21 protein-coding genes and 4 tRNA genes are annotated in these 21,692 nt (G+C 58.3%); 6 read left to right on the top strand and 19 right to left on the bottom strand.

What is annotated here, in order from left to right; all coding sequences use genetic code 11:
• Nucleotides 1–25: 25 nt before the first annotated feature.
• The 10 genes from J5M57_RS14585 to J5M57_RS14630 all read right to left on the bottom strand — a co-directional run bounded on the left by J5M57_RS14585 (nt 26) and on the right by J5M57_RS14630 (nt 9,429).
• Nucleotides 26–1,897, bottom strand: a complete 1,872-nt coding sequence (locus J5M57_RS14585) for a SurA N-terminal domain-containing protein (protein WP_207849697.1) — start codon at nt 1,895–1,897, stop codon at nt 26–28.
• Nucleotides 1,898–2,133: 236 nt separating this feature from the next.
• On the bottom strand, nt 2,134–2,406 hold the full coding sequence (locus tag J5M57_RS14590; protein ID WP_008077714.1) for an HU family DNA-binding protein: 273 nt from the start codon (nt 2,404–2,406) through the stop codon (nt 2,134–2,136).
• 148 nt (nt 2,407–2,554) lie between these two features.
• The gene (gene lon / locus J5M57_RS14595) at nt 2,555–4,951 is read right to left on the bottom strand and encodes an endopeptidase La (RefSeq protein WP_003223634.1); all 2,397 of its coding nucleotides are present in this window, start codon (nt 4,949–4,951) and stop codon (nt 2,555–2,557) included.
• A 163-nt stretch (nt 4,952–5,114) separates the two neighbouring features.
• Nucleotides 5,115–6,398: an ATP-dependent Clp protease ATP-binding subunit ClpX gene (gene clpX, locus J5M57_RS14600; RefSeq protein ID WP_003223632.1), complete on the bottom strand. Its 1,284-nt coding sequence runs from the start codon at nt 6,396–6,398 to the stop codon at nt 5,115–5,117.
• A gap of 112 nt (nt 6,399–6,510) precedes the next feature.
• Nucleotides 6,511–7,146: an ATP-dependent Clp endopeptidase proteolytic subunit ClpP gene (gene clpP, locus J5M57_RS14605; RefSeq protein ID WP_007951559.1), complete on the bottom strand. Its 636-nt coding sequence runs from the start codon at nt 7,144–7,146 to the stop codon at nt 6,511–6,513.
• A gap of 92 nt (nt 7,147–7,238) precedes the next feature.
• Nucleotides 7,239–8,549, bottom strand: a complete 1,311-nt coding sequence (gene tig, locus J5M57_RS14610; protein WP_207849698.1) for a trigger factor — start codon at nt 8,547–8,549, stop codon at nt 7,239–7,241.
• 400 nt (nt 8,550–8,949) lie between these two features.
• Nucleotides 8,950–9,025 (bottom strand) — tRNA-His (locus J5M57_RS14615).
• 76 nt (nt 9,026–9,101) lie between these two features.
• A tRNA-Leu gene (locus J5M57_RS14620) sits at nt 9,102–9,186 on the bottom strand.
• Nucleotides 9,187–9,244: 58 nt separating this feature from the next.
• Nucleotides 9,245–9,320, bottom strand: a tRNA-His gene (locus tag J5M57_RS14625).
• A gap of 32 nt (nt 9,321–9,352) precedes the next feature.
• A tRNA-Arg gene (locus tag J5M57_RS14630) sits at nt 9,353–9,429 on the bottom strand.
• Nucleotides 9,430–9,704: 275 nt separating this feature from the next.
• Here J5M57_RS14630 and folD point away from each other — a divergent pair.
• Nucleotides 9,705–10,559, top strand: coding sequence for a bifunctional methylenetetrahydrofolate dehydrogenase/methenyltetrahydrofolate cyclohydrolase FolD (gene folD, locus J5M57_RS14635; protein ID WP_003223627.1), 855 nt, complete (start codon nt 9,705–9,707; stop codon nt 10,557–10,559).
• 229 nt (nt 10,560–10,788) lie between these two features.
• Nucleotides 10,789–11,727: a D-alanyl-D-alanine endopeptidase gene (gene pbpG / locus J5M57_RS14640; RefSeq protein ID WP_083366361.1), complete on the top strand. Its 939-nt coding sequence runs from the start codon at nt 10,789–10,791 to the stop codon at nt 11,725–11,727.
• A 132-nt stretch (nt 11,728–11,859) separates the two neighbouring features.
• Here pbpG and J5M57_RS14645 read toward each other — a convergent pair whose 3' ends face one another.
• From J5M57_RS14645 to J5M57_RS14655, 3 genes are all read right to left on the bottom strand, one after another.
• A complete protein-coding gene (locus J5M57_RS14645) occupies nt 11,860–12,066 on the bottom strand; it encodes a hypothetical protein (protein WP_207849699.1) in 207 nt (68 codons plus the stop codon).
• A 12-nt stretch (nt 12,067–12,078) separates the two neighbouring features.
• Nucleotides 12,079–12,285, bottom strand: a complete 207-nt coding sequence (locus J5M57_RS14650) for a DUF6021 family protein (protein ID WP_007965370.1) — start codon at nt 12,283–12,285, stop codon at nt 12,079–12,081.
• 88 nt (nt 12,286–12,373) lie between these two features.
• Complete coding sequence (locus tag J5M57_RS14655) at nt 12,374–13,045, bottom strand: hypothetical protein (RefSeq protein WP_064586923.1); 672 nt, start codon at nt 13,043–13,045, stop codon at nt 12,374–12,376.
• A gap of 210 nt (nt 13,046–13,255) precedes the next feature.
• On the opposite strand from J5M57_RS14655, the gene J5M57_RS14660 reads away from it, so the two are divergent.
• On the top strand, nt 13,256–13,447 hold the full coding sequence (locus J5M57_RS14660) for a hypothetical protein (RefSeq protein ID WP_207849700.1): 192 nt from the start codon (nt 13,256–13,258) through the stop codon (nt 13,445–13,447).
• 164 nt (nt 13,448–13,611) lie between these two features.
• Here the strand turns inward: J5M57_RS14660 and J5M57_RS14665 are convergent, their stop codons facing one another.
• Together J5M57_RS14665 and J5M57_RS14670 are read right to left on the bottom strand one after the other, a co-directional pair.
• Entirely contained in the window at nt 13,612–14,361 is a 750-nt protein-coding gene (locus J5M57_RS14665; RefSeq protein ID WP_169840675.1) for a TerC family protein, read from the bottom strand.
• Nucleotides 14,362–14,390: 29 nt separating this feature from the next.
• Nucleotides 14,391–14,633: a hypothetical protein gene (locus J5M57_RS14670; protein ID WP_207849701.1), complete on the bottom strand. Its 243-nt coding sequence runs from the start codon at nt 14,631–14,633 to the stop codon at nt 14,391–14,393.
• 227 nt (nt 14,634–14,860) lie between these two features.
• On the opposite strand from J5M57_RS14670, the gene nhaR reads away from it, so the two are divergent.
• Nucleotides 14,861–15,760, top strand: coding sequence for a transcriptional activator NhaR (gene nhaR / locus J5M57_RS14675; protein WP_127652121.1), 900 nt, complete (start codon nt 14,861–14,863; stop codon nt 15,758–15,760).
• Here nhaR and J5M57_RS14680 read toward each other — a convergent pair.
• A complete protein-coding gene (locus J5M57_RS14680) occupies nt 15,755–16,918 on the bottom strand; it encodes an MFS transporter (RefSeq protein WP_083366366.1) in 1,164 nt (387 codons plus the stop codon). The two genes, nhaR and J5M57_RS14680, sit on opposite strands and share 6 nt — an antisense overlap.
• A gap of 335 nt (nt 16,919–17,253) precedes the next feature.
• On the opposite strand from J5M57_RS14680, the gene sstT reads away from it, so the two are divergent.
• Nucleotides 17,254–18,486 (top strand): serine/threonine transporter SstT, encoded by a 1,233-nt coding sequence (gene sstT, locus J5M57_RS14685; RefSeq protein ID WP_207849702.1) that lies wholly within the window; start codon nt 17,254–17,256, stop codon nt 18,484–18,486.
• 155 nt (nt 18,487–18,641) lie between these two features.
• Here sstT and J5M57_RS14690 read toward each other — a convergent pair whose 3' ends face one another.
• On the bottom strand, nt 18,642–19,151 hold the full coding sequence (locus J5M57_RS14690; RefSeq protein ID WP_064586917.1) for a DUF1993 domain-containing protein: 510 nt from the start codon (nt 19,149–19,151) through the stop codon (nt 18,642–18,644).
• A 125-nt stretch (nt 19,152–19,276) separates the two neighbouring features.
• On the opposite strand from J5M57_RS14690, the gene J5M57_RS14695 reads away from it, so the two are divergent.
• Nucleotides 19,277–19,921 (top strand): DUF480 domain-containing protein, encoded by a 645-nt coding sequence (locus tag J5M57_RS14695; protein WP_207849703.1) that lies wholly within the window; start codon nt 19,277–19,279, stop codon nt 19,919–19,921.
• A 109-nt stretch (nt 19,922–20,030) separates the two neighbouring features.
• Here the strand turns inward: J5M57_RS14695 and J5M57_RS14700 are convergent, their stop codons facing one another.
• On the bottom strand, nt 20,031–20,549 hold the full coding sequence (locus J5M57_RS14700) for a cupin domain-containing protein (protein ID WP_169840678.1): 519 nt from the start codon (nt 20,547–20,549) through the stop codon (nt 20,031–20,033).
• Between the two features lie 208 nt (nt 20,550–20,757).
• The gene (locus tag J5M57_RS14705; protein WP_207849704.1) at nt 20,758–21,576 is read right to left on the bottom strand and encodes a shikimate 5-dehydrogenase; all 819 of its coding nucleotides are present in this window, start codon (nt 21,574–21,576) and stop codon (nt 20,758–20,760) included.
• Nucleotides 21,577–21,692: the final 116 nt, after the last annotated feature.

Raw genomic sequence — 21,692 nt, forward strand, 5'->3', positions numbered from 1 at the left:
CTTCTCTGTTACCCATCAGTCAACATCAATACCGCTTGATGTCCGCCTGACTCTCCAACTGCTTGCGGAACGCCGCGAAGTCCTGCTGCCCTTCACGGGAAGCAAGGAAACGACGGTACTGCGCCTTCTCTTCATCCGTCGGCGCAACGGCCTCGTTGACACCGTCCAGACGCACAATCATCAGACTACCGTCCTGCAACGTCACGCTGCTGAACGTCGGCTTGCCCTTGGCCGCCGGTTTCGGCATGCGGAACAGCGCCTGCAGCACAGTCGGGTCAACCCCTTCCTGAGCGCGAGTCGCCGCAGCGACAACCTTCCAGCTCTGACCATCAACCGCCTTGTCCAGCGGTGTCTTGCCATCACGCAGGCTGGCGATCAACTGATCAGCCTTGGTCTTGGCCGCAGCACTGGCGTGCTCTTTGGTCAACTGCGCACGGATCGCCGTGTTCACGGCTTCCAGCGGCAACTGCTCAGGCTTCAAGTGTTCCTTGGCGCGCAGCACGACCACGGTTTCCGGGTCCAGCTCGATGCCGGTGCTGTTAGCGTTTTCTTCCAGCACTTCCTGGCTGAACGCGGCAGTCACCACAGCACGGTTGGCTGCGATGCCTTCGCCACCTTCACGGCCGAACGGCTTGGAGGTGTGCACGGTCAGTTTCAGATCCGCTGCTGGCTGAGCCAGGTCAGACGCTTCGAAAGCCGAGTCTTCCAGTTGCTTGGTCGCCTCGACGAAGCGCTGCTCGACCTGTTGAGTCTTCAGCTCGCGGGTCAGCTTGTCTTTCAGGCTGGCCAGGGTCGGTACTTCCGGTGCTTCGACACCCAGCAGCTTGATCAGGTGGTAACCGAAGTCGGTACGCACCGGCTCGGACACCTGGTCTTTGTTCAACGAGTACAGAGCTTTCTCGAAGGCTGGATCGTAGACGCCAGGACCGGCGAAACCGAGGTCACCGCCATTGTTGGCCGAACCCGGATCCTGCGAAAACTCTTTGGCCAGCGCTTCGAATTTCTCGCCCTTGGCCAGACGCGCCTGGACTTCTTCGATCTTCGCCTTGGCCTGAGCGTCGGTGGTCTTGTCGTTGACTTCGATCAGGATGTGCGCCGCGCGACGCTGCTCCGACAGGTTGGCGATCTCTTTCTGATACGCCGCCTGCAGGTCTTCGTCCTTGACGGCAACCTGATCGAAGAACGACGACTTCTTCAGCTCGACGTAATCGACAACCACCTGCTCAGGCGTCATGAACTCCTTGGCGTGCTCGTCGTAGTAGGCCTTGACCTCATCGTCGGTCAGCTTGATCGCCGCCGGATCGGCCTTGACGTTCAGCGAGGCGAAATCGCGGGTCTGTTTTTCCAGACGGGCGAAAGCCAAGACTTCGGCGTCGGTGACGAAACCGCTGCCAGCAACGCCGGCACGCAACTGACCGATCAGCATTTCCTGAGCCAGCATTTGGCGGAATTGCATACGGGTGTAGCCCAGTTGACGAATCACCTGGTCGAAGCGCTCGGAGCTGAACTTGCCGTCCACCTGGAATTCAGGGGTCTGCAGGATCACCTGATCCAGTGCACCTTCGGAGAAAGCGAATTTCGATTGTTCTGCGCCTTGCAGCAGCAGCTTGCGATCGATCAGACCCTTGAGGGCCGATTCGCGGAGCATTTTTTCGTCAAGCAAGGAAGCATCGAAGTCCTTGCCCAGCTGTTGCATCAGCTGACGGCGTTGCATGTCAACGGCCTGGCTCAGCTCGTTCTGGCTGATTTCTTCACCATTGACCTTGGCCGCATCGTTGGTGTGCGTCGTGGCTTTGAAAATGGCATCGAAACCGGTCAGAGCCATCAGTGCAACGATGACCCCGATAATGGTCTTGGCAATCCAGCCTTGTGAATTGTCCCTGATATTCTGCAGCATGCGTCCCCCAGAAACGGTTGAACTTCAAAAATTTGGCAACCGTGGAGCGTGGGTAGAATCCGGATAGAAGAAAGGCGCATCCGAGGATGCGCCTTCTCGTAACTGGCGGAGCGGACAGGGCTCGAACCCTCGATCCCGGCGTTACAGGCCACTGCTTCAGCGACCTGCTCTACCGCTCCGCTGCCAAGTCAGGCATGACCCCGACCCGGATGGGTAAAAACCTGAAACAAACTAACTTAGTTGACAGCTTCTTTCAGTGCTTTACCGGCTTTGAAACCTGGCTTTTTAGCAGCAGCGATTTGCAGCGTCTTGCCGGTCTGTGGGTTACGACCAACGCGAGCTGGACGATCAGTCACGGAGAAAGTGCCGAAACCAACCAGAACAACGGAGTCGCCAGCCTTGAGAGCGCCAGTGACGGATTCGATTACAGCGTCCAGCGCACGGCCAGCAGCAGCTTTCGGGATATCAGCGGATGCAGCGATAGCATCAATCAGTTCCGACTTGTTCACTCTAAGTCCCCTTATATCTATTTTGAGATGATTCTAAGTTTTTTGGTGAAAGCAAAAACGAGTGCTGAATGGCCTACAGACACTTAAGAGCCGCTTTATAACAAGGGCTCTAAAAAGCTGTCAAGGAAGCCCCCCAGGCAAAAACGTATTAATGCGTGCTAATTCTTTCCTTTGAATCAGACTCACGTTTTTCGTCCTTGGAAACTATCTCCGGAGCCACATCCGGCAAGGGCTCCGGCGCGTATTGCAGCGCAATTTGCAGGACCTCGTCAATCCATTTAACCGGTTTAATCTGCAGATCCTGCTTGATATTGTCAGGAATCTCCTTCAAATCACGCACGTTCTCTTCCGGAATAATCACAATCTTGATTCCGCCGCGATGAGCCGCCAGCAGTTTTTCCTTCAGACCACCAATTGCCAGCACCTGACCCCGCAGGGTGATCTCACCGGTCATGGCAACATCGGCGCGCACCGGAATCCCGGTCAATGCCGAAACCAGTGCGGTGCACATGCCTACACCAGCGCTCGGACCGTCTTTCGGCGTCGCCCCTTCCGGCATGTGAATGTGCGTGTCGCGCTTCTCGTGGAAGTCCAGTGGAATCCCCAGGCTCTTCGCACGGCTGCGCACAACGGTCAGCGCAGCAGTGATCGATTCGACCATTACATCGCCCAGCGACCCGGTCTTGATCAGTTGACCTTTACCCGGCACCACAGCCGCTTCGATGGTCAGCAATTCGCCGCCCACCTGCGTCCAGGCCAGGCCAGTTACCTGTCCGATCTGATCCTGTTGCTCTGCCAGACCGTAGCGGAATTTACGCACACCGAGGAAATGCTCCAGCAGGTCAGCTGTCACTTTTACCGAGAAGCGTTTTTCCAACGCATGCTCTTTCACGGCCTTGCGGCAGACCTTGGCGATCTGACGTTCGAGACCACGCACACCGGCTTCACGGGTGTAGTAGCGGATGATGTCGCGGATCGCTTCTTCGTCGAATTCCAGCTCGCCCTTCTTCAGACCATTGGCGGCGATCTGCTTTGGCGACAGATACTTGACGGCGATGTTGATCTTTTCGTCTTCGGTGTAGCCCGGCAGGCGAATGACTTCCATCCGGTCCAGCAGCGCCGGCGGGATGTTCATCGAGTTCGAGGTGCACAGGAACATCACATCGGACAGGTCGTAATCGACTTCCAGATAGTGATCGTTGAAGTTGTGGTTCTGCTCCGGATCGAGCACTTCCAGCAACGCCGACGCCGGGTCGCCACGCATGTCGCTGCCCATCTTGTCGATTTCATCGAGCAGGAACAGCGGGTTGCGCACGCCCACTTTTGTCATCTTTTGAATCAATCTTCCCGGCATCGAACCGATGTAGGTCCGGCGGTGACCACGGATTTCCGCCTCGTCACGCACGCCACCCAAGGCCATACGCACGAATTTACGGTTGGTGGCATGGGCGATCGACTCCGCCAGCGAGGTTTTACCTACACCCGGAGGACCGACCAGGCACAACACCGGGCCACGGATCTTCTTCACGCGCTTTTGCACGGCGAGGTATTCAAGGATGCGCTCCTTGACCTCTTCAAGGCCGTAGTGATCAGCGTCGAGAATGTCTTCAGCACGCGCCAGATCGAGGCGTACCTTGCTCTGTGCCTTCCACGGCACCTGCACCAGCCAGTCGATGTAGGAGCGCACCACGGTGGCCTCAGCGGACATCGGCGACATTTGCTTGAGCTTGTTCAGTTCGGCAGTGGCCTTGGCCAGAGCATCTTTCGGCAGGCCGGCAGCATCGATGCGCTTTTTCAGCTCTTCGATCTCGTTGTGACCTTCGTCACCGTCACCGAGCTCTTTCTGAATGGCCTTCATCTGCTCATTCAGGTAGTACTCGCGCTGGCTGCGCTCCATTTGCTTTTTGACGCGGCCGCGAATGCGTTTTTCAACTTGCAGCAGATCGATCTCGGCATCCAGCAAGGCGAGCACGTGCTCGACCCGGGCCGACAGATCAATGATTTCGAGGATTTCCTGCTTCTGTTCGATTTTCAGCGCCATGTGCGCGGCCATGGTGTCGACCAGGCGGCCAGGCTCATCGATGCTGTTGAGCGACGACAGGACTTCAGCCGGGACTTTCTTGCCCAACTGCACATATTGTTCAAACTGCGACAGCAGGCTGCGCACGAAAACTTCCGACTCGCGTTCGGCGGCGTCGACTTCGTCGATCAGCGAGACCTCGGCGCGGCAATGCCCGTCGACTTCGCTGAAGCGTTCTACAGCACCACGCTGCTCGCCCTCGACCAAGACCTTGACGGTGCCGTCCGGCAGCTTCAGCAACTGCAGGACAGTCGCGATAGTACCTACGCGATAGAGAGCGTCTTCACCGGGATCATCGTCAGCCGGGTTTCTCTGGGCCAACAGCAGGATCTGCTTGTCGCCCGTCATCGCAGCCTCGAGGGCTTCGATGGATTTCTCGCGCCCCACGAACAGCGGGATAACCATGTGCGGATAAACCACGACATCACGCAATGGCAGGAGAGGCAATTCGATGGTTGTCTTCATGATTTCGCCTCTACGGCGGCCATATGGCCGTAATCAGATGGAATTAAGCTTGAAAACAAGATGGGGGCTGCCTTGAAAAAAAACAAGCGCAAAGCGGATGTAAAAAACGACATAAAAAAAAAGAGGCCCGAAGGCCCCTTCTTTGTTCCGGCAGTGTGGACGCTTACGCGTCCGGCGCTGCCTTGGCCGTCGGCTCACTGTTTTCGTAGATATACAGTGGCTTGGACTTGCCTTCAATCACGCTTTCATCGATGACGACTTTGCTCACCTCGGACTGCGAGGGGATTTCGTACATCGTGTCGAGCAGCACACCTTCGAGAATCGAACGCAGGCCACGGGCACCGGTTTTACGTTCCAGGGCACGCTTGGCGACCGATTTCAATGCGTCGGTCCGGAACTCCAGATCCACGCCTTCCATCTCGAACAGCTTGGCATACTGCTTGGTCAGAGCATTTTTCGGCTCGGTGAGGATCTGCATCAGCGCAGCCTCATCCAGCTCGTCCAGCGTGGCGAGGACCGGCAGACGACCGACGAATTCCGGGATCAGACCGAACTTGACCAGATCGTCAGGCTCGACTTCACGCAGGGATTCACCGACTTTCTTGCCTTCTTCCTTGCTGCGCACTTCTGCGTTGAAACCGATGCCGCCCTTGGTGGAACGGTTTTGAATAACCTTTTCCAGACCGGAGAACGCACCACCGCAGATGAACAGGATGTTACGGGTGTCGACCTGCAGGAATTCCTGCTGCGGATGCTTGCGGCCACCTTGCGGTGGAACGGAAGCGACCGTGCCTTCGATCAACTTCAGCAAGGCCTGCTGCACGCCTTCACCGGAAACATCGCGGGTGATCGACGGGTTGTCGGACTTGCGGGAAATCTTGTCGATTTCATCGATGTAGACAATGCCCATCTGGGCCTTTTCCACATCGTAATCGCACTTTTGCAGCAGTTTCTGAATGATGTTCTCGACATCTTCACCTACGTAACCGGCCTCGGTGAGGGTGGTTGCGTCGGCGATGGTGAACGGAACGTTCAGCAGGCGGGCCAGTGTTTCGGCCAGCAGGGTCTTGCCAGAGCCGGTCGGGCCGATCAGCAGGATGTTGCTCTTGCCGAGTTCGACGTCGTCAGCCTTTTTGTCACGCTGGTTCAGGCGCTTGTAGTGGTTGTACACCGCTACGGCCAAAACCTTTTTCGCACGCTCCTGACCAATCACATACTGGTCAAGGATGCCGCTGATTTCTTTAGGCGAAGGCAATTTATGCGCGCTGCTTTCGGCCTGGGCTTCCTGCACCTCCTCGCGGATGATGTCATTGCACAGGTCGACGCACTCGTCGCAGATAAAGACCGAGGGGCCGGCAATCAATTTGCGCACTTCATGCTGGCTTTTGCCACAGAAGGAGCAATAGAGCAGCTTGCCGTTGTCCTCGCCGTTGCGGGTGTCAGTCATTCGTTCGATCCAAATCCGATAGGCTTGCAACACAAGATGAAGGCTATTGCGGGCTTTTTCAAGCCCGCTGGTGGTCGGACTTGCCGACCTGCCTTATTTTGAGCTGCTTATTTTACGCAGGACGCTGGTTGATGACTTCGTCGATCAGGCCGTATTCCTTCGCAGCTTCTGCACTCATGAAGTTGTCACGATTGGTGTCACGCTCGATTTCTTCAAGCGTACGCCCGCTGTGCTTGGCCATCAGCGTGTTCAGGCGCTCGCGAATGAAGAGGATTTCCTTGGCATGGATTTCGATATCCGACGCCTGGCCCTGGAAACCGCCCAGTGGCTGGTGAATCATCACGCGCGAGTTTGGCAGGCAGAAACGCTTGCCAGGTGCACCGGCCGTCAGCAGGAATGCACCCATGCTGCACGCCTGGCCAATGCAGGTTGTCGATACGTTTGGCTTGATGAACTGCATGGTGTCGTAGATCGACATGCCCGCTGTCACCGAACCGCCCGGGGAGTTGATATAAAGATGGATGTCCTTGTCCGGGTTTTCCGCTTCAAGGAACAGCAATTGCGCACAGATCAGGTTGGCCATGTAGTCCTCTACAGGACCCACCAGAAAGATTACGCGCTCCTTCAAAAGGCGCGAGTAGATGTCATAGGCGCGCTCGCCACGAGCAGATTGCTCGACAACCATCGGGACCAGGCCGCCTGCGGCCTGGATATCAGAGTTCTGCTGAATATACGAATTACGGAACATGCTCTGCAGTCACTCCCAAATAGTTATGTCTTGAATACGCATAAGCCAGCTCGAAGGCTGGCTTATGTGTGTACTTCTTAACGCAAAAACAATCAGTCGGCTTGTGGAGCTTCTACCGGCTTGACCGCTTCTTCGTAAGAGACCGATTTGTCGGTCACGCTAGCTTTCTGCAGAACAGTATCCACAACTTGTTCTTCCAGCACAACCGAACGAACTTCGTTCAGTTGCTGCTCGTTCTTGTAGTACCAGGACACAACCTGCTCAGGCTCTTGGTAAGCCGAAGCCATTTCCTGGATCATTTCACGAACGCGAGCTTCATCAGGCTTCAGGTCGAATTGCTTGACCACTTCAGCCACGATCAGACCCAGCACTACACGGCGCTTGGCTTGCTCTTCGAACAGCTCGGCCGGCAGCTGGTCAGGCTTGATGTTGCCACCGAACTGCTGAACAGCCTGCACGCGCAGACGGTCAACTTCGCTGGACAGCAGAGCCTTAGGCACTTCGATCGGGTTGGTGGCCAGCAGACCATCCATCACCTGATTCTTGACCTTGGACTTGATGGCCTGACGCAGTTCACGCTCCATGTTCTTGCGAACTTCGGTGCGGAAGCCTTCCAGACCGGTTTCCTTGATGCCGAATTGAGCGAAGAACTCTTCGTTCAGCTCTGGCAGTTTTGGCTCGGAAACGGTGTTCACAGTCACGGTGAACTCGGCGGTTTTGCCAGCCAGGTCCAGGTTCTGATAGTCCTCAGGGAAGGTCAGGTTCAGAACGCGCTCTTCGCCTGCTTTGGCGCCAACCAGGCCTTCTTCGAAGCCCGGGATCATGCGACCGGAACCCAGCACCAGCTGAGTGCCTTTGGCGGAGCCGCCAGCGAATGCTTCGCCGTCAACCTTGCCAACGAAATCGATGTTCAGCTGGTCTTCGTTCTGAGCAGCGCGATCGGCCACTTCGAAACGGGTGTTCTGCTTGCGCAGGATGTCCAGCATCTTGTCCAGATCGGCGTCAGCCACGTCAGCGCTCAGGCGCTCGACAGTGATGCCGTCGAAACCGGCAACGGTGAACTCAGGGAACACTTCGAATACGGCTACGTATTCCAGGTCCTTGCCAGCTTCCAGCGACTTCGGCTCGATCGAAGGCGAACCGGCAGGGTTCAGCTTTTGCTCAACCACAGCTTCGTAGAAGGAGGACTGGATAACATCACCAACAGCTTCCTGACGAGCGTCAGCACCGAAACGGCGCTTGATTTCGCTCATTGGCACTTTGCCTGGACGGAAGCCAGCAATCTTGGCCTTTTGGGCAGTCTGCTGCAGACGCTTGTTGACCTGGCTCTCAATGCGCTCAGCCGGCACGGTGACGCTCATGCGGCGCTCAAGAGCAGTAGTATTTTCAACAGAAACTTGCATGGATATTCCTCGTTGCACAGACGTTAGCCGGCCGTTTCCGACCCCAGAATCAAGGGCATGCATTCTAGTGGGTCAAACTCAAGAAGTCACCCTACTGAAAACGGGTAAAAAAACAGCAGGCCATTTATAGGTGTGAATGCATCAATGCACTCCACCCCGAAGACGAATAAAGACCATCACGCCAGGGCTCTGCTTCAACCGCTTCTATATATAGAAGAGACTGCGAGCCATCTCCCTGACGGCCGATCCCGCGAACATGGCCGGCGGTCGGCACGCCCGCCTCAAGCCCGAAAACAGGACGAAACGCCCTGCCCTTGCAACCCGAAACCCTGCGCAACCCAACCACAAGCCGTAAAACAAAAAAGGCGCCAGACTGTTAAATCTGGCGCCTTTCGAAATATGGGGTGGACGATGGGGATCGAACCCACGACAACGGGAGTCACAATCCCGTGCTCTACCAACTGAGCTACGCCCACCATATTGCGTCACAAAAAAGCCATTCAACTTCTTTGCTGAACTTCATCCGGCCCGCGGCAAGAATGAAGCTTTAATTGGTGCGGATGAAGAGACTCGAACTCTTACGCCTCGCGGCGCTGGAACCTAAATCCAGTGTGTCTACCAATTCCACCACATCCGCAGATGAAGCTTTTTAAAGCAAAGGCGCCAGACTGTTACATCTGGCGCCCTTCGAAATATGGGGTGGACGATGGGGATCGAACCCACGACAACGGGAGTCACAATCCCGTGCTCTACCAACTGAGCTACGCCCACCATATCGCGTTACTTGTGCCAATGCTGCCTAATGGCGCACCCGGCAGGACTCGAACCTGCGACCATCCGCTTAGAAGGCGGATGCTCTATCCAGCTGAGCTACGGGCGCCTTATTAATCTGTACTCTTGGAGGACTACAAACTAAATGCTTTCCAGTCTCGCAGAACGCTAATTCCGCTCGACCTTCTTAACCAGTGCTAGGCTGTGCCCGACAAGTGCGACGAATAGTATAGAGCGCTCCCAAGGTCGTCAAATCCTTTTTGAAAAAAATTCATTTAATTAAAGGAGTTAGGGGAATTTGCTGACCAAGCGCCTTTGCCCTCACCGCCTGACATGCGAGAATGCGTTCTCTTTTTTTCCCCTCTCGATGGTTAATCACGCGCAATGACTGCACAACTAATCGACGGCAAATCGATCGCCGCCAGCCTGCGCCAGCAGATCGCCCAACGAGTTGCCGAGCGTCGCCAGCAAGGCCTGCGCACTCCCGGCCTCGCGGTGATCCTGGTCGGCAGCGATCCTGCCTCTCAGGTTTATGTCTCGCACAAGCGTAAAGACTGTGAAGAGGTCGGCTTCCTCTCTCAAGCCTACGACCTGCCTTCCGAAACCACTCAAGAAGCGCTGACCGATCTGATCGATCGCCTCAACGACGACCCGGCCATCGACGGCGTGCTGCTGCAATTGCCGCTGCCCGAGCACCTGGACGCTTCCAAATTGCTGGAACGCATCCGCCCGGACAAAGACGTCGACGGCTTCCATCCTTATAACGTCGGCCGTCTGGCCCAGCGCATCCCGCTGCTGCGTCCGTGCACCCCGAAAGGCATCATGACCTTGCTGGAAAGTACCGGCGTGGATCTTTATGGTCTGGATGCAGTGGTAGTTGGCGCGTCCAACATCGTCGGTCGCCCGATGGCAATGGAACTGTTGCTGGCCGGTTGCACAGTGACCGTGACGCACCGCTTCACCAAGGATCTGGCAGGCCACGTCGGCCGCGCTGACCTGGTGGTGGTGGCCGCCGGCAAGCCGGGCCTGGTCAAAGGCGAGTGGATCAAGGAAGGCGCGATCGTGATCGACGTCGGCATCAACCGCCAGGACGACGGCAAACTGGTGGGTGACGTAGTGTACGAGACCGCCCTGCCCCGAGCCGGCTGGATCACGCCAGTGCCGGGCGGCGTCGGCCCGATGACCCGTGCCTGCCTGCTGGAAAACACCCTCTACGCGGCAGAAACCCTGCACGCCTGAGGCGTTTTTCGCCGGTGAAAGAACCCCGCCTTGTGCGGGGTTTTTCATTTCTGAGAAAAAACACTAACCGTTCGCCGGAAACCCCTCTTTTTACAGGCCTTTTCACGAGATTTTCAGGTCAGTCAAACAACCATCGACAGATCTTCAGCCATACTCCTAGAATGCGACGCTTTGAAGAAATAACCCGTTACAAACTAACGGAATATCCAACTTTTATGAGTTCGCCCGCGTGAAAATTCGTCTTTCGATCCTGAGCCTGGTTTTTGCTGTTACAGGCACATTCGTCACGCCAACCGTCAACGCCGCTGAAACCACCGCCGCGCCTCGAGACGCCTCGCAACTGAAGATCGCCTCCGGCAGCGCCCTGCTTATGGATTTGCAGACCAATAAAGTCATTTATTCGAGCAACCCGGACGTGATCGTGCCGATCGCTTCGGTGAGCAAGCTGATGACCGGACTGGTCGTGGTTGAAGCGCACCAGAACATGGACGAATGGATCGACGTCGACATCAGCCACACGCCAGAAATGAAAGGCGTGTTCTCCCGAGTCAAATTGAAGAGTGAACTGCCGCGCCGCGAGATGCTGCTGATCGCCCTGATGTCTTCGGAAAACCGCGCTGCCGCCAGCCTCGCCCACCATTATCCGGGGGGCTATGCGGCGTTTATCGCGGCGATGAATGCCAAGGCCAAGGCTTTGGGCATGACCAACACCCACTATGTTGAACCCACTGGTTTGTCGGAACGCAACGTCTCCACCGCCCGAGACCTGAGCAAACTGTTGGTGGCCGCGAGCAAGCACCCGATCCTCAGCGAGCTGACCACCACCAAGGAAAAAACCGTGTCGTTCCGTAAACCCAATTACACCCTGGGTTTCCGCAATACCGATCACTTGGTGAACAAGGCCGACTGGGACATCAAGATCACCAAAACCGGCTTTACCAATCCGGCCGGGCATTGCCTGGTATTGGTCACGAGGATGGGCAACCGCCCGGTTGCGCTGGTGATTCTCGACGCGTTCGGCAAGTTCACCCATTTCGCCGATGCCAGCCGTATCCGCAGTTGGGTGGAAACCGGCCGCAGCGCCAGCGTCCCGGCAGTCGCACAGCAATACAAGGCCGAGAAAAACCTCAAGAGTCGCCAGAGCGGCGTGGTCGAAGCTTCGAAGTAGCTCGAAATAGCCAACGATGGCGAGGGCGCGTAGCAGATCTTCTTTTTTAACCAGAAAGGCCTGCTGCGCAGTCCAGCGGGAGCAAGCTCCCTCGCCACAGTGGTCATGAGCCAGCCGTTAAATAGCCGTTACTCAATCATTGGGTAACGGCATTTTATCGTCATCGGGAATGCCATCACCGGCACTCGGATCACGATGAATCTCAGGGGTCAGCACGTTGGGCCGAGCCATCGGATCACGCAGCGGGCTGTCCGGATCCAGCACAGGGTCCACCTCCTCTTCAGGCGTGGTCGGCACACTGTCCGGATGTTTATCATCGAAGCTGGAATCGGTACTCATACGCACCTCACTTCAGGGTTTCAGATCGGCTAAGGGGTCATAAGGCTTGGCCGGGCGCTTGCTGTCTTCGCCGGGTTCAACGTCTTTCGGCGCCTTGGCCGGGCCGACCGGGTCAACCTGCGGATCGTCGAGGTCCGGTGAATCCGGATCGAAGCCCAGATCATGACCGGACGAATGCTCGCTTGAGTGTGGGCCTTTCGGGGATGGGGAATCTGCCATGCTCGCCTCCTGATTCACCCGCACATTCGGGCTCTATCAGTAGGAGGCCTGCCGGGCGTGAGGGTGCCCGGCAGATGACGAACGGCGCCTACTGTGCCGCCAAGGCCTTTTTCGCTTGTGCCGCCTCACGCTCCTGCCCGGCCTGCGCCAACTCGTCCGCAGCCTTCAGCCAGCGTTGACGATCGACCTCAGCGGGAATCTGCGACGGCTTCTGGATCAGCACCGCCCAGCCGCCAGACTTTTCGAATGCCGATTCAAAAGAGCTGAAGCTCATCAGTTCACGATGGTTCATGCCGGCGCGCAACAGCACTTTCTGCTTGCGCCGGTCGTAACCGGAAAGAATCGCGTAACGCGGTTCCGCCCAGAACGCCGAGCCTTCGCTGAAGCGCACCATCACCGGATAACCGGCCGCCACCTGGGTCAGCAAGGCTGGCAGGTTGCTGTCCAACGGATAGACCACCATGCCGTACTCGCGCGCAAGGTTCTGCAGGTTCTGCTGCAACTGATCCTGTGCACCCGGCAGGTGCAACGGCTTTTCCAGCAGCCCCGGCGTGATCATGACGCCCTGCTGCGACAACAGACTGGCGAGCACTTGCGGGCCACTCTGGTTGGCTTCACCTCGATAGAACGTGCCGCTGAGTTCGACCCGCTCCGGCAGGCGCTTGACCTGCGGTGCCACACTGCCTGCACACCCCGCCAATACGGCCGCGCATCCGGCCACCAGCAACGCCCCTCGCAATCGCGTCAATACCTGCACCATCGTCACTCTCTGATCAGACACCGGTCATCGTGTTCCGGCAACCCTTGCGATCATAGGGCGACGCACGTCTGCGGTATAGCCTTAAACCGCAGACCGAGCGATTGCATAGAGCGAACTGATTGGTCATCACCGACCTTTGGTCAATAGTCTGAAACACCACGTTGACTAGACTGTCACTGAAACAGAGCGAATTGAAAAAGTGAGTGCCCGATGCAGGGCAAAGAGGAGGCATTAATGAGCCTGACCATGACCATCGTAATGTTGATCGCCGGCTGGCTGGCCGTCGCCACCGCCATGCTGTGGGGGGTGCTGCGCATTGCCCGGCGCCACCATCACCCGGTCGAATCGGCCCCGATTCATAAGCCGGAAAAACTACGTGTGCGCCATGCGCCTGCGCACTGACAGGTCAGTTGATATAAAAATCTGAGCTGCCGAAGGCTGCGATCTTGTGATCTTTGAAGTCAAAAGATCGCAGCCTTCGGCAGCTCCTACATAAAACAAAAGGCATACAGCAAAAAGGCCGGCTGGACTCCTGAAGTCCAGCCGGCCTTTTCATTTGTTACGGTTTACGCCTGCTGAGCCAATTTCCTCTGCTTCGCCCGGCGCGACATCATGTTCAGCACTTCAATCGCTGCCGAGAAGGCCATGGCTGCGTACACATAACCTTTCGGTACGTGGGCGCCGAAGCCTTCGGCGATCAGCGTCATGCCGATCATAATCAGGAAGCCCAGGGCCAGCATCACCACCGTCGGGTTGTCGTTGATGAACTTGGCCAGCGGCTCGGCCGCGAACAGCATCACCATCACCGATACCACCACTGCGATCACCATGATCGGCAAGTGCTCAGTCATGCCCACCGCGGTAATGATGCTGTCGATGGAGAACACCATGTCCAGCATCAGGATCTGACCGATCGCGGCAGCAAAGCCCAGGGTCACGGTCGATGTCGCGCTTTTCGGGTCTTCCGGCGCCGGGTCCATGCTGTGATGGATCTCGGTCGTGGCTTTCCACACCAGGAACAGACCACCGGCGATCAGGATCATGTCCTTCCAGGAGAACGCCTGACCCATGATTTCGAGCACCGGGGCGGTCAACTGCACGATGAAGGCGATGGTGCTCAACAGGGCCAGACGCAGGATCAGCGCCATGCCGATACCGATCCGCCGGGCCTTTTGCCGATGCTGCACGGGCAGCTTGTTGGTCAGGATCGAAATAAAGATCAGGTTATCGATGCCGAGCACGATCTCCATCACCACCAGTGTGGCCAAAGCAACCCAGGCGGCGGGGCTGGCGGCGAGTTCTAACAGATATTCCATGGGTCAGTCCTGACTCGTTGTAAGACGGTTTAGATGGTCTTGGAGGAAGATTCGGGTTTTTCCGCATCTTTTTCCGGTGCTTCTTTTTTCTCGATCAGGCCGCCAGTGGCGTCGCTGAGCGCTTGTTCTGCGGCTTTATGCGTGTCATCGATCGCCTGCTTGGCGCTTTCGGCGGCCTTGCCCATCAACTGCTGGGCGCTTTTCTCGGCCTGATCACAACCGGCCATAAGCAGTAAAGACGTAAACATCAGTGCTGGAATTGTGTATTTCATGAGGCTCCCTTCGAATGAACAGACCGGGTCACAGACCACACGTCGATGGCTGGGCATTCTAGGGAGACAAACACTTCAGGAAAATTCGTATTTTTAGCGTCTATACTTCGGCGCTAACGAACTATGACAGTCAGTGCAGGAGCTGCCCAAGGCTGCGATCTTTTGATCTCGCTCTAAAAAATCAAAAGATCGCAGCCTGCGGCAGCGCCTACAGGGGGAACCGTAGAGTGCTCAATTACCGACAACTGCATTACTTCTGGGTGGTCGCCAAGACCGGCAGCATCGTGCGCGCCTGCGAACAGCTGAACCTCACGCCGCAAACCATCAGCGGGCAGATCTCGCTGCTCGAACAAACCTACGGCATAGAGTTGTTTCAGCGGGTCGGCCGCCAACTTGAACTGACCGAAGCCGGGCGCCAGGCCCTGCCCTATGCCGAGCAGATGTTTCAGTTGGGCGGTGAACTGGAGTTGATGCTGCGCGCCCAGCCCAATGAACAGCAGATCCTGTTCCGGGTCGGCGTAGCGGACGTGGTGCCCAAGTCGATCGTCTATCGCCTGATCGCGCCGACCATGGAGCTCAACGAGCCGCTGCGCATCACCTGCCGCGAGGACAAACTCGAACGCCTGCTGGCGGACCTGGCGATCCAGCGCCTGGACCTGGTGATTTCCGACAGCCCGATGCCGTCGCACCTCGACATCAAGGGCTACAGCCAGAAACTGGGCGAATGCGGGATCAGTTTCTTCGCCACCGCACAATTGGCGGCGCGATACGGGCAGGACTTCCCGCGCAGCCTCAATGGCGCACCGTTGTTGATTCCCGGTGCGGAAACCGTGGTTCGCAGCCGTTTGCAGCGCTGGTTCGCCGAGCAGCAGATCCAGCCGCAAATCGTCGGGGAGTTCGATGACAGCGCCCTGATGCAGGCCTTCGGCCAATCGGGCAGCGGAATCTTCATCGGCCCGAGCGTGATCGCCGATGAAGTCAAACGCCAATACGGCGTCGAGGTGATCGGCCAGACCGACGCCGTGACCGAGTCGTTCTACGCCATTTCCGTGGAGCGCAAGGTCAAGCACCCCGGCATCGTTGCGATTACCGAAGGTGCAAGGCGTGAGCTGTTTACCGCGTTATGACGCCTGGGCGCAGGTTTCACGCGGCTTGAGCGTCATCAGCACCATGGCGAGGAACACCGACAGCAAAATGAACCCGGCGGCGGCGAACCCCAGGAAGCCAAGCCCCGCACTGTCGATGACGCGACCACCGACCATCGCGCCCAGGCCGATCCCGAGATTGGCCCCGGCGATATTCAACGACGCGGCAAAGGCTGGCGCTTCTGGCGCAGCCTTCATCAGGCGCACATGGCTGACCAGGAACAACGCCGCCTGGGTCACGCCCCAGATCCCCATGGCCACCGCCAGGCCCAGCGGCGAATGGATGTTCGGCACCAGCGAGACCATGCCGGCAATCATGAACGCACAGAACAACACCGACGCGCCCAGCGGATGACGATCCACCGCACGACCGCCCAGCGAGTTGCCGATCAGCCCGACCGCGCCGAAGGCCATCAGGCACCAGCCGACCACGGTGCCGTTGAATCCGGCCAGCCGCTCGAGGATGTCGGCCAGATAGGTGTAGGCAGTGAACATGCCGCTGAACACCAGAATCGACAGCAGCACATGGCCGAGCATCAGCGGGCTGCGCAGGATCTTGAACTGCGAGGCGAAGCTGACCTGATGCTGGTGCAGGCTGGTTTTCGGCAGATAGACGAACAACAGCAAAGCCTTGGCAAAGGCAATCACTGCCAGAATCGCGAACGCGCTGCGCCAGCCGAAGGCATCGGAAATCAATGTGCCCACCGGAATGCCGAACACGGTGGCGCAGACGATGCCGAAGCCGATCTTGGCGATTGCGCGACCGGCGTAATCCGGGCCGACAATGTCCACCGCGGTCTCACTGGCCAGCGCCCAGAACACCGGCAGGCCGAGCGCCGGGATCAGCCGGGCGATGGCCATCACCCAGATGTTCGGCGCCAGCGCCGCCACGGTGTTGGCCAGGCCGAACATGATCAGGATGGTGATGAACAGCTTGCGCCGCTCGAAGCGGGCGAAATACGCGGTCAAGAATGGGCCGAACATCGCCACCGTGAAAGCGAATAGAGTGACCAGCAGACCGGCTTGCGGGATGGTCACCGCCAGGTCGCGGGCAATCGCCGGCAGCAGGCCGACAATGATGAATTCCGTGGTCAGCACCGTGAACCCGGCGGCGGACAACAGAAGGATGGGCAACAGCATGAGCAACTCCAGCAAAACGACGACACCAGCGATGACCGAAAGGCCCGCTGGCAACTATTAAAATGAGGATGGTGAATCTTAACAGAGTGTTTCGGCACTGACTTGCACAAACCTGCCGAGTTGCCGATCAATCGGGTGGCAGATCGTCACACGCCTGAAGGATAAAGCCCGCGCTGTGATAAAGTCCGCGCCCTGAAAAACGTACAGCCTGTTCAGCGCACTGTTTAACAGCGTTGATTGCGCGTCAGCCCCTTCGGTTCGTACCGGTGACCTGCCCCCGATATACCACCGGTTTCACGCAACCTTGCACCCTATAAAAAACCAGAGATGCCGTTATGACCGCTTCATCCCCTTCTCTATTGCAACGCCTGAAAAACCTCAGCCTGGTCACGCAGATCCTGATCGGCCTGATCGCCGGTATCGCCCTGGCGCTGTTTGCGCCGGAAGCGGCGAAAGGCTCGGCGTTCATCGGTAAAGTGTTCGTCTCGGCGTTGAAAGCCGTGGCACCGATCCTGGTGTTCGTGCTGGTGATGGCCTCGATTGCCAACCACAAGCACGGTCAGGAAACCCACATCCGGCCGATCCTGTTCCTGTACCTGCTCGGCACCTTTGCCGCGGCAGTGGTGGCGGTTATCGCCAGCATGGCGTTTCCGTCCCATCTGGTGTTGTCCACCGATAACGTGGCCGTCACCGCGCCGGGCGGGATTGCCGAGGTGCTGCAAAGCCTGCTGCTGAGCGTGGTCGACAACCCGGTCAGCGCACTGATGAACGCCAACTTCATCGGCATTCTGGCCTGGGCGATCGGCATGGGCGTTGCCATTCGCCACGCCGGCGACACCACGCGTGAGGTGCTGGGCGACCTGTCCAACGGCGTGACCGTGATTGTGCGGGTGGTGATTCGCTTCGCCCCGCTGGGCATTTTCGGTCTGGTGGCCTCGACCCTCGCCACCTCGGGCTTCGGCGCGCTGATCGGTTATGCGCACCTGCTGGCGGTGCTACTGGGCTGCATGCTGTTCGTGGCGTTGGTGATGAACCCGCTGATCGTGTTCTGGAAACTGCGCCGCAACCCGTACCCGCTGACCCTCAAGTGCCTGCGCGAAAGCGGTATCACCGCGTTCTTCACCCGTAGCTCGGCGGCGAACATTCCGGTCAACCTGGAACTGAGCAAACGCCTGGGTCTGCATGAAGACACCTACTCGGTATCGATCCCGCTGGGCGCGACCATCGACATGGCCGGCGCGGCGATCACCATCACCGTATTGACCCTGGCCGCCGTGCACACGCTGGGCATTGCCGTGGACATTCCGACGGCCATCCTGCTCAGCGTCGTCGCGGCGATCTGCGCCTGTGGCGCTTCTGGCGTGGCCGGCGGTTCGCTGCTGCTGATCCCGCTGGCGTGCAGCCTGTTCGGCATCCCGAGCGAGATTGCCATGCAGGTGGTGGCAGTCGGCTTCATCATCGGCGTGTTGCAGGACTCGGCGGAAACCGCGCTGAATTCGTCCACTGACGTGTTGTTCACGGCGGCGGCTTGCCTGGGTGAAGAAGCAAAGGCCCAACGCACCGCATAACCCCTGCAGGAGTGAGCCCGCTCGCGATGGCGTCTGATCTGCAAACTCACCTTTGAATGACACATCGCTATCGCGAGCAGGCTCACTCCTACAAAAAAGCGATAAAAAGCCCGCCAAGGCGCAAACCTTGGCGGGCTTTTTTGTTGCCGGGTGTTTTAGTACGCGCCCATGTAATCGCGTTTACCCACTTCAACACCGTTGTGGCGCAGCAGCGCGTAGGTGGTGGTGACGTGGAAGAAGAACTGCGGCAGACCGTAGCTCAGCAGGTAAGCCTGGCCGCTGAAGCGCTTCTCTTTCGGAGTGCCCGGACGGGTGACGATCTCGATGCCTTCCTTGCCGTTGATCTGCTCCGGTTTGATCTCGCCGATGAAGGCCAGGACCTTGGCGATCAGCGCCTGCAGTTCGGCGAAAGTAGTTTCGGTGTCGTCATATTTCGGGATTTCGACTTCGGCCAGACGCGAGGAAACGCCCTTGGCGAAGTCAACGGCGATCTGCACCTGACGCACCAGCGGGAACATGTCCGGGTACAGGCGCGCTTGCAGGAAGGCGTTCGGGTCGATGTTTTTCTCGGTGGCGTGGGCTTCAGCCTTTTTCAGGACATCGCTCAGGGCGTTGAGCATTTGTTGAAAAACCGGGACGGATGCGGCGTACAGGGAAATGGTCATGGCAGTCTCGTGTGGTGGCGGGGTGGATCGTGGAGGCGATTATAGCCATGCTTGATGACCACACGGCTTGCCTTTTATTAGCCAAGGATTAGGCTAGGCGCCTTCGACTGCAGAGGGAACGCGCGATGACCACCGAACTTGAAACCACTACCGACGAACCCCGGCTCAATGCCACGGAAATCCGTATTCTGGGTTCGCTGATCGAAAAACAGGCGACCAGCCCGGAAACCTATCCGCTGACCCTCAATGCGCTGGTGCTGGCCTGCAATCAGAAAACCAGCCGCGAGCCGGTGATGAACCTGACCCAGGGCCAGGTCGGCCAGAGCCTGCGGGCGCTGGAAAGCCACGGTTACGCCAAGCTGGTCATGGGCAGTCGCGCCGATCGCTGGGAGCACAAGATCGACAAGGCGCTGGAACTGGTGCCGGCCCAGGTGATTCTTACCGGATTGATGTTTCTGCGCGGGCCGCAGACCGTCAACGAGTTGCTGACCCGCAGCGGGCGCATGCATGACTTCGAAGATGCCGAGCAAGTGGTGCATCAGCTTGAGCGCCTGATCGCGCGCGGGTTGGCGGTGCTGATCCCGCGTCAGGCCGGGCAGCGCGAAGACCGCTACACCCATGCGCTGGGTGACCCGGCGGACATCGAGGCGATTCTGGCAGCGCGGCACAATCCCGGCGAGCGGGCGAGCGGCGCTGTTTCGGTTGAGCGTATCGAAGAGCTGGAAGCACGGATTGCCGCGCTGGAAGAGCGCCTGGCGCGCCTCGAATGATCACCACAACCCCTTGTAGGAGTGAGCCTGCTCGCGATGGCGGTGATTCATTCAAAAATGCATTGCCTGGCAGGCCGCCCTCGCGAGCACGCGCACTCCTGCATGGGATCTATTCGCCATCCCAGTAATCCACCCCATCGGCCTGCCGCGCCACGGCGACGAATCCTGACGCATTGCCCGCGGCGTCGACCTTGAAGTTGTCCATCACCGCGTATTTGTTGGAATCCGGGTATTCACAGATGTCCGGCTGCTGCTGGGTGCTGACCGCCAGATAACGCAGCTCCGCGTCGCTGGTGTTGATGATCTGATGCGCCGTTTCGGGGCCGCCGGGTGGGCAGGCAATCACATCGCCCGCACGGATCGCGAAGCGCTCGGCACCCAGCCGCACCTCGCCCTCGCCGCCCACCACATAGAACATCTCTTCATTGACCCGATGGCTGTGAAACGGACTGCCGCGCATGCCCGGCGGCAGTGCGTACAGCCGATAGCCGAGCTTCTGCGCGCCCAACTGCTGGCCGATGCGCGCCATGCGCTGTTGATAGCGGCCTGCGGTTTCGCCTTCGGGAGCAAGGGCTTCGGGCAGGGGTTCGAGTTCGACCTGGTGCAGGTTGAGGATGCGCGGATGCATGGGGGGCCTCGGTCAGGTTTTTATGAGGGGCAAGTCTTTGCTTGCTGATGCCGCAGTATAGGCAGCAGGATAATCGAGTTGAATTCATCGCTGGCAAGCCAGCTCCCACAGGGCCTGGGGCTGCTCACATATTTATGCTCCGCCCCAATACCTGTGAGAGCTGGCTTGCCAGCTATGGGGTCAACCATTCACTGGATCATTCTGAGCATTAACTACGGGCGAAATTCACCGCCGCGGCAAATTGCGCCTCATTCGGGCGCACGCCCGTGTACAACACGAACTGCTCCAGCGCCTGGATCGCAATCACTTCCAGCCCGGTGATGACCTTTTTACCCTCGGCACGCCCGCGCACGATCAGCGGCGTTTCCGACGGGATCGCCACCACATCGAACACGGTATCGGCAGCCTGGATTACCTCAGGCGCGAACGCCAGTTGTCCCGCCTCCGGCCCGCCGTCCATGCCCACCGGCGTGACATTGATCAGCATCTGCGGGCGTTCTTCGCCCAGTTCGGCCTGCCAGCGATAGCCCAGCGAATCCGCCAGTGCCCTGCCCGCGCGCTCGTTACGGGCCACAATCAAACCGTTCTGATAGCCACCATCGCGCAAGGCGCTGGCCACCGCTTTGGCCATGCCGCCGCTGCCGCGCAGGGCGAACGTCGTTTCTTGCGGCACCGCGTGGGTTTGCAGCAACTGCGCGATGGCGATGTAGTCGGTGTTGTAGGCCTTGAGATGGCCGTCAGTGTTGACGATGGTGTTGATCGACTGAATCGCCGCCGCCGACGCATCCAGCTCATCGACCAGCGCAATGCACGCTTCCTTGAACGGCATCGACACGCCGCAACCGCGAATACCCAGCGCACGAATCCCACCCACCGCCCCCGGCAAGTCGTGACTGCTGAACGCCTTGTAATAGAAGTTCAGGCCCAACTGCTCATACAAATGGTTGTGAAACCGCAGACCGAAATTCCCGGGGCGCCCGGACAGGGACATGCACAGCTGGGTGTCTTTGTTGGGATTCATCTGCATGAAACTTCTCCTTCAAACGGACTTTCGGATGGACGGAGTTAGCCATTCCATCGGGTTCTGAACGATCATAAGCACTTGTCTGCAACGGGCTGCGTGCCCCTTTGACCCACTGGTAA

The sequence above is a fragment of the Pseudomonas sp. 86_A genome (genome assembly GCF_017491705.1).
Lineage (GTDB): Bacteria > Pseudomonadota > Gammaproteobacteria > Pseudomonadales > Pseudomonadaceae > Aquipseudomonas > Aquipseudomonas koreensis.

What these genes read in the sequence shown, in the direction of transcription:
- tig (WP_207849698.1), bottom strand. Translation starts at nt 8,549, where the DNA reads ATGCAAGTTTCTGTTGAAAATACTACTGCTCTTGAGCGCCGCATGAGC.
- J5M57_RS14650 (WP_007965370.1), bottom strand. Translation starts at nt 12,285, where the DNA reads ATGGCAGATTCCCCATCCCCGAAAGGCCCACACTCAAGCGAGCATTCG.
- J5M57_RS14705 (WP_207849704.1), bottom strand. Translation starts at nt 21,576, where the DNA reads ATGCAGATGAATCCCAACAAAGACACCCAGCTGTGCATGTCCCTGTCC.
- J5M57_RS14655 (WP_064586923.1), bottom strand. Translation starts at nt 13,045, where the DNA reads ATGGTGCAGGTATTGACGCGATTGCGAGGGGCGTTGCTGGTGGCCGGA.
- folD (WP_003223627.1), top strand. Translation starts at nt 9,705, where the DNA reads ATGACTGCACAACTAATCGACGGCAAATCGATCGCCGCCAGCCTGCGC.
- J5M57_RS14700 (WP_169840678.1), bottom strand. Translation starts at nt 20,549, where the DNA reads ATGCATCCGCGCATCCTCAACCTGCACCAGGTCGAACTCGAACCCCTG.
- J5M57_RS14660 (WP_207849700.1), top strand. Translation starts at nt 13,256, where the DNA reads ATGCAGGGCAAAGAGGAGGCATTAATGAGCCTGACCATGACCATCGTA.
- J5M57_RS14585 (WP_207849697.1), bottom strand. Translation starts at nt 1,897, where the DNA reads ATGCTGCAGAATATCAGGGACAATTCACAAGGCTGGATTGCCAAGACC.
- J5M57_RS14645 (WP_207849699.1), bottom strand. Translation starts at nt 12,066, where the DNA reads ATGAGTACCGATTCCAGCTTCGATGATAAACATCCGGACAGTGTGCCG.
- J5M57_RS14680 (WP_083366366.1), bottom strand. Translation starts at nt 16,918, where the DNA reads ATGCTGTTGCCCATCCTTCTGTTGTCCGCCGCCGGGTTCACGGTGCTG.
- clpP (WP_007951559.1), bottom strand. Translation starts at nt 7,146, where the DNA reads ATGTTCCGTAATTCGTATATTCAGCAGAACTCTGATATCCAGGCCGCA.
- clpX (WP_003223632.1), bottom strand. Translation starts at nt 6,398, where the DNA reads ATGACTGACACCCGCAACGGCGAGGACAACGGCAAGCTGCTCTATTGC.
- J5M57_RS14690 (WP_064586917.1), bottom strand. Translation starts at nt 19,151, where the DNA reads ATGACCATTTCCCTGTACGCCGCATCCGTCCCGGTTTTTCAACAAATG.
- lon (WP_003223634.1), bottom strand. Translation starts at nt 4,951, where the DNA reads ATGAAGACAACCATCGAATTGCCTCTCCTGCCATTGCGTGATGTCGTG.
- J5M57_RS14665 (WP_169840675.1), bottom strand. Translation starts at nt 14,361, where the DNA reads ATGGAATATCTGTTAGAACTCGCCGCCAGCCCCGCCGCCTGGGTTGCT.
- J5M57_RS14670 (WP_207849701.1), bottom strand. Translation starts at nt 14,633, where the DNA reads ATGAAATACACAATTCCAGCACTGATGTTTACGTCTTTACTGCTTATG.
- sstT (WP_207849702.1), top strand. Translation starts at nt 17,254, where the DNA reads ATGACCGCTTCATCCCCTTCTCTATTGCAACGCCTGAAAAACCTCAGC.
- J5M57_RS14695 (WP_207849703.1), top strand. Translation starts at nt 19,277, where the DNA reads ATGACCACCGAACTTGAAACCACTACCGACGAACCCCGGCTCAATGCC.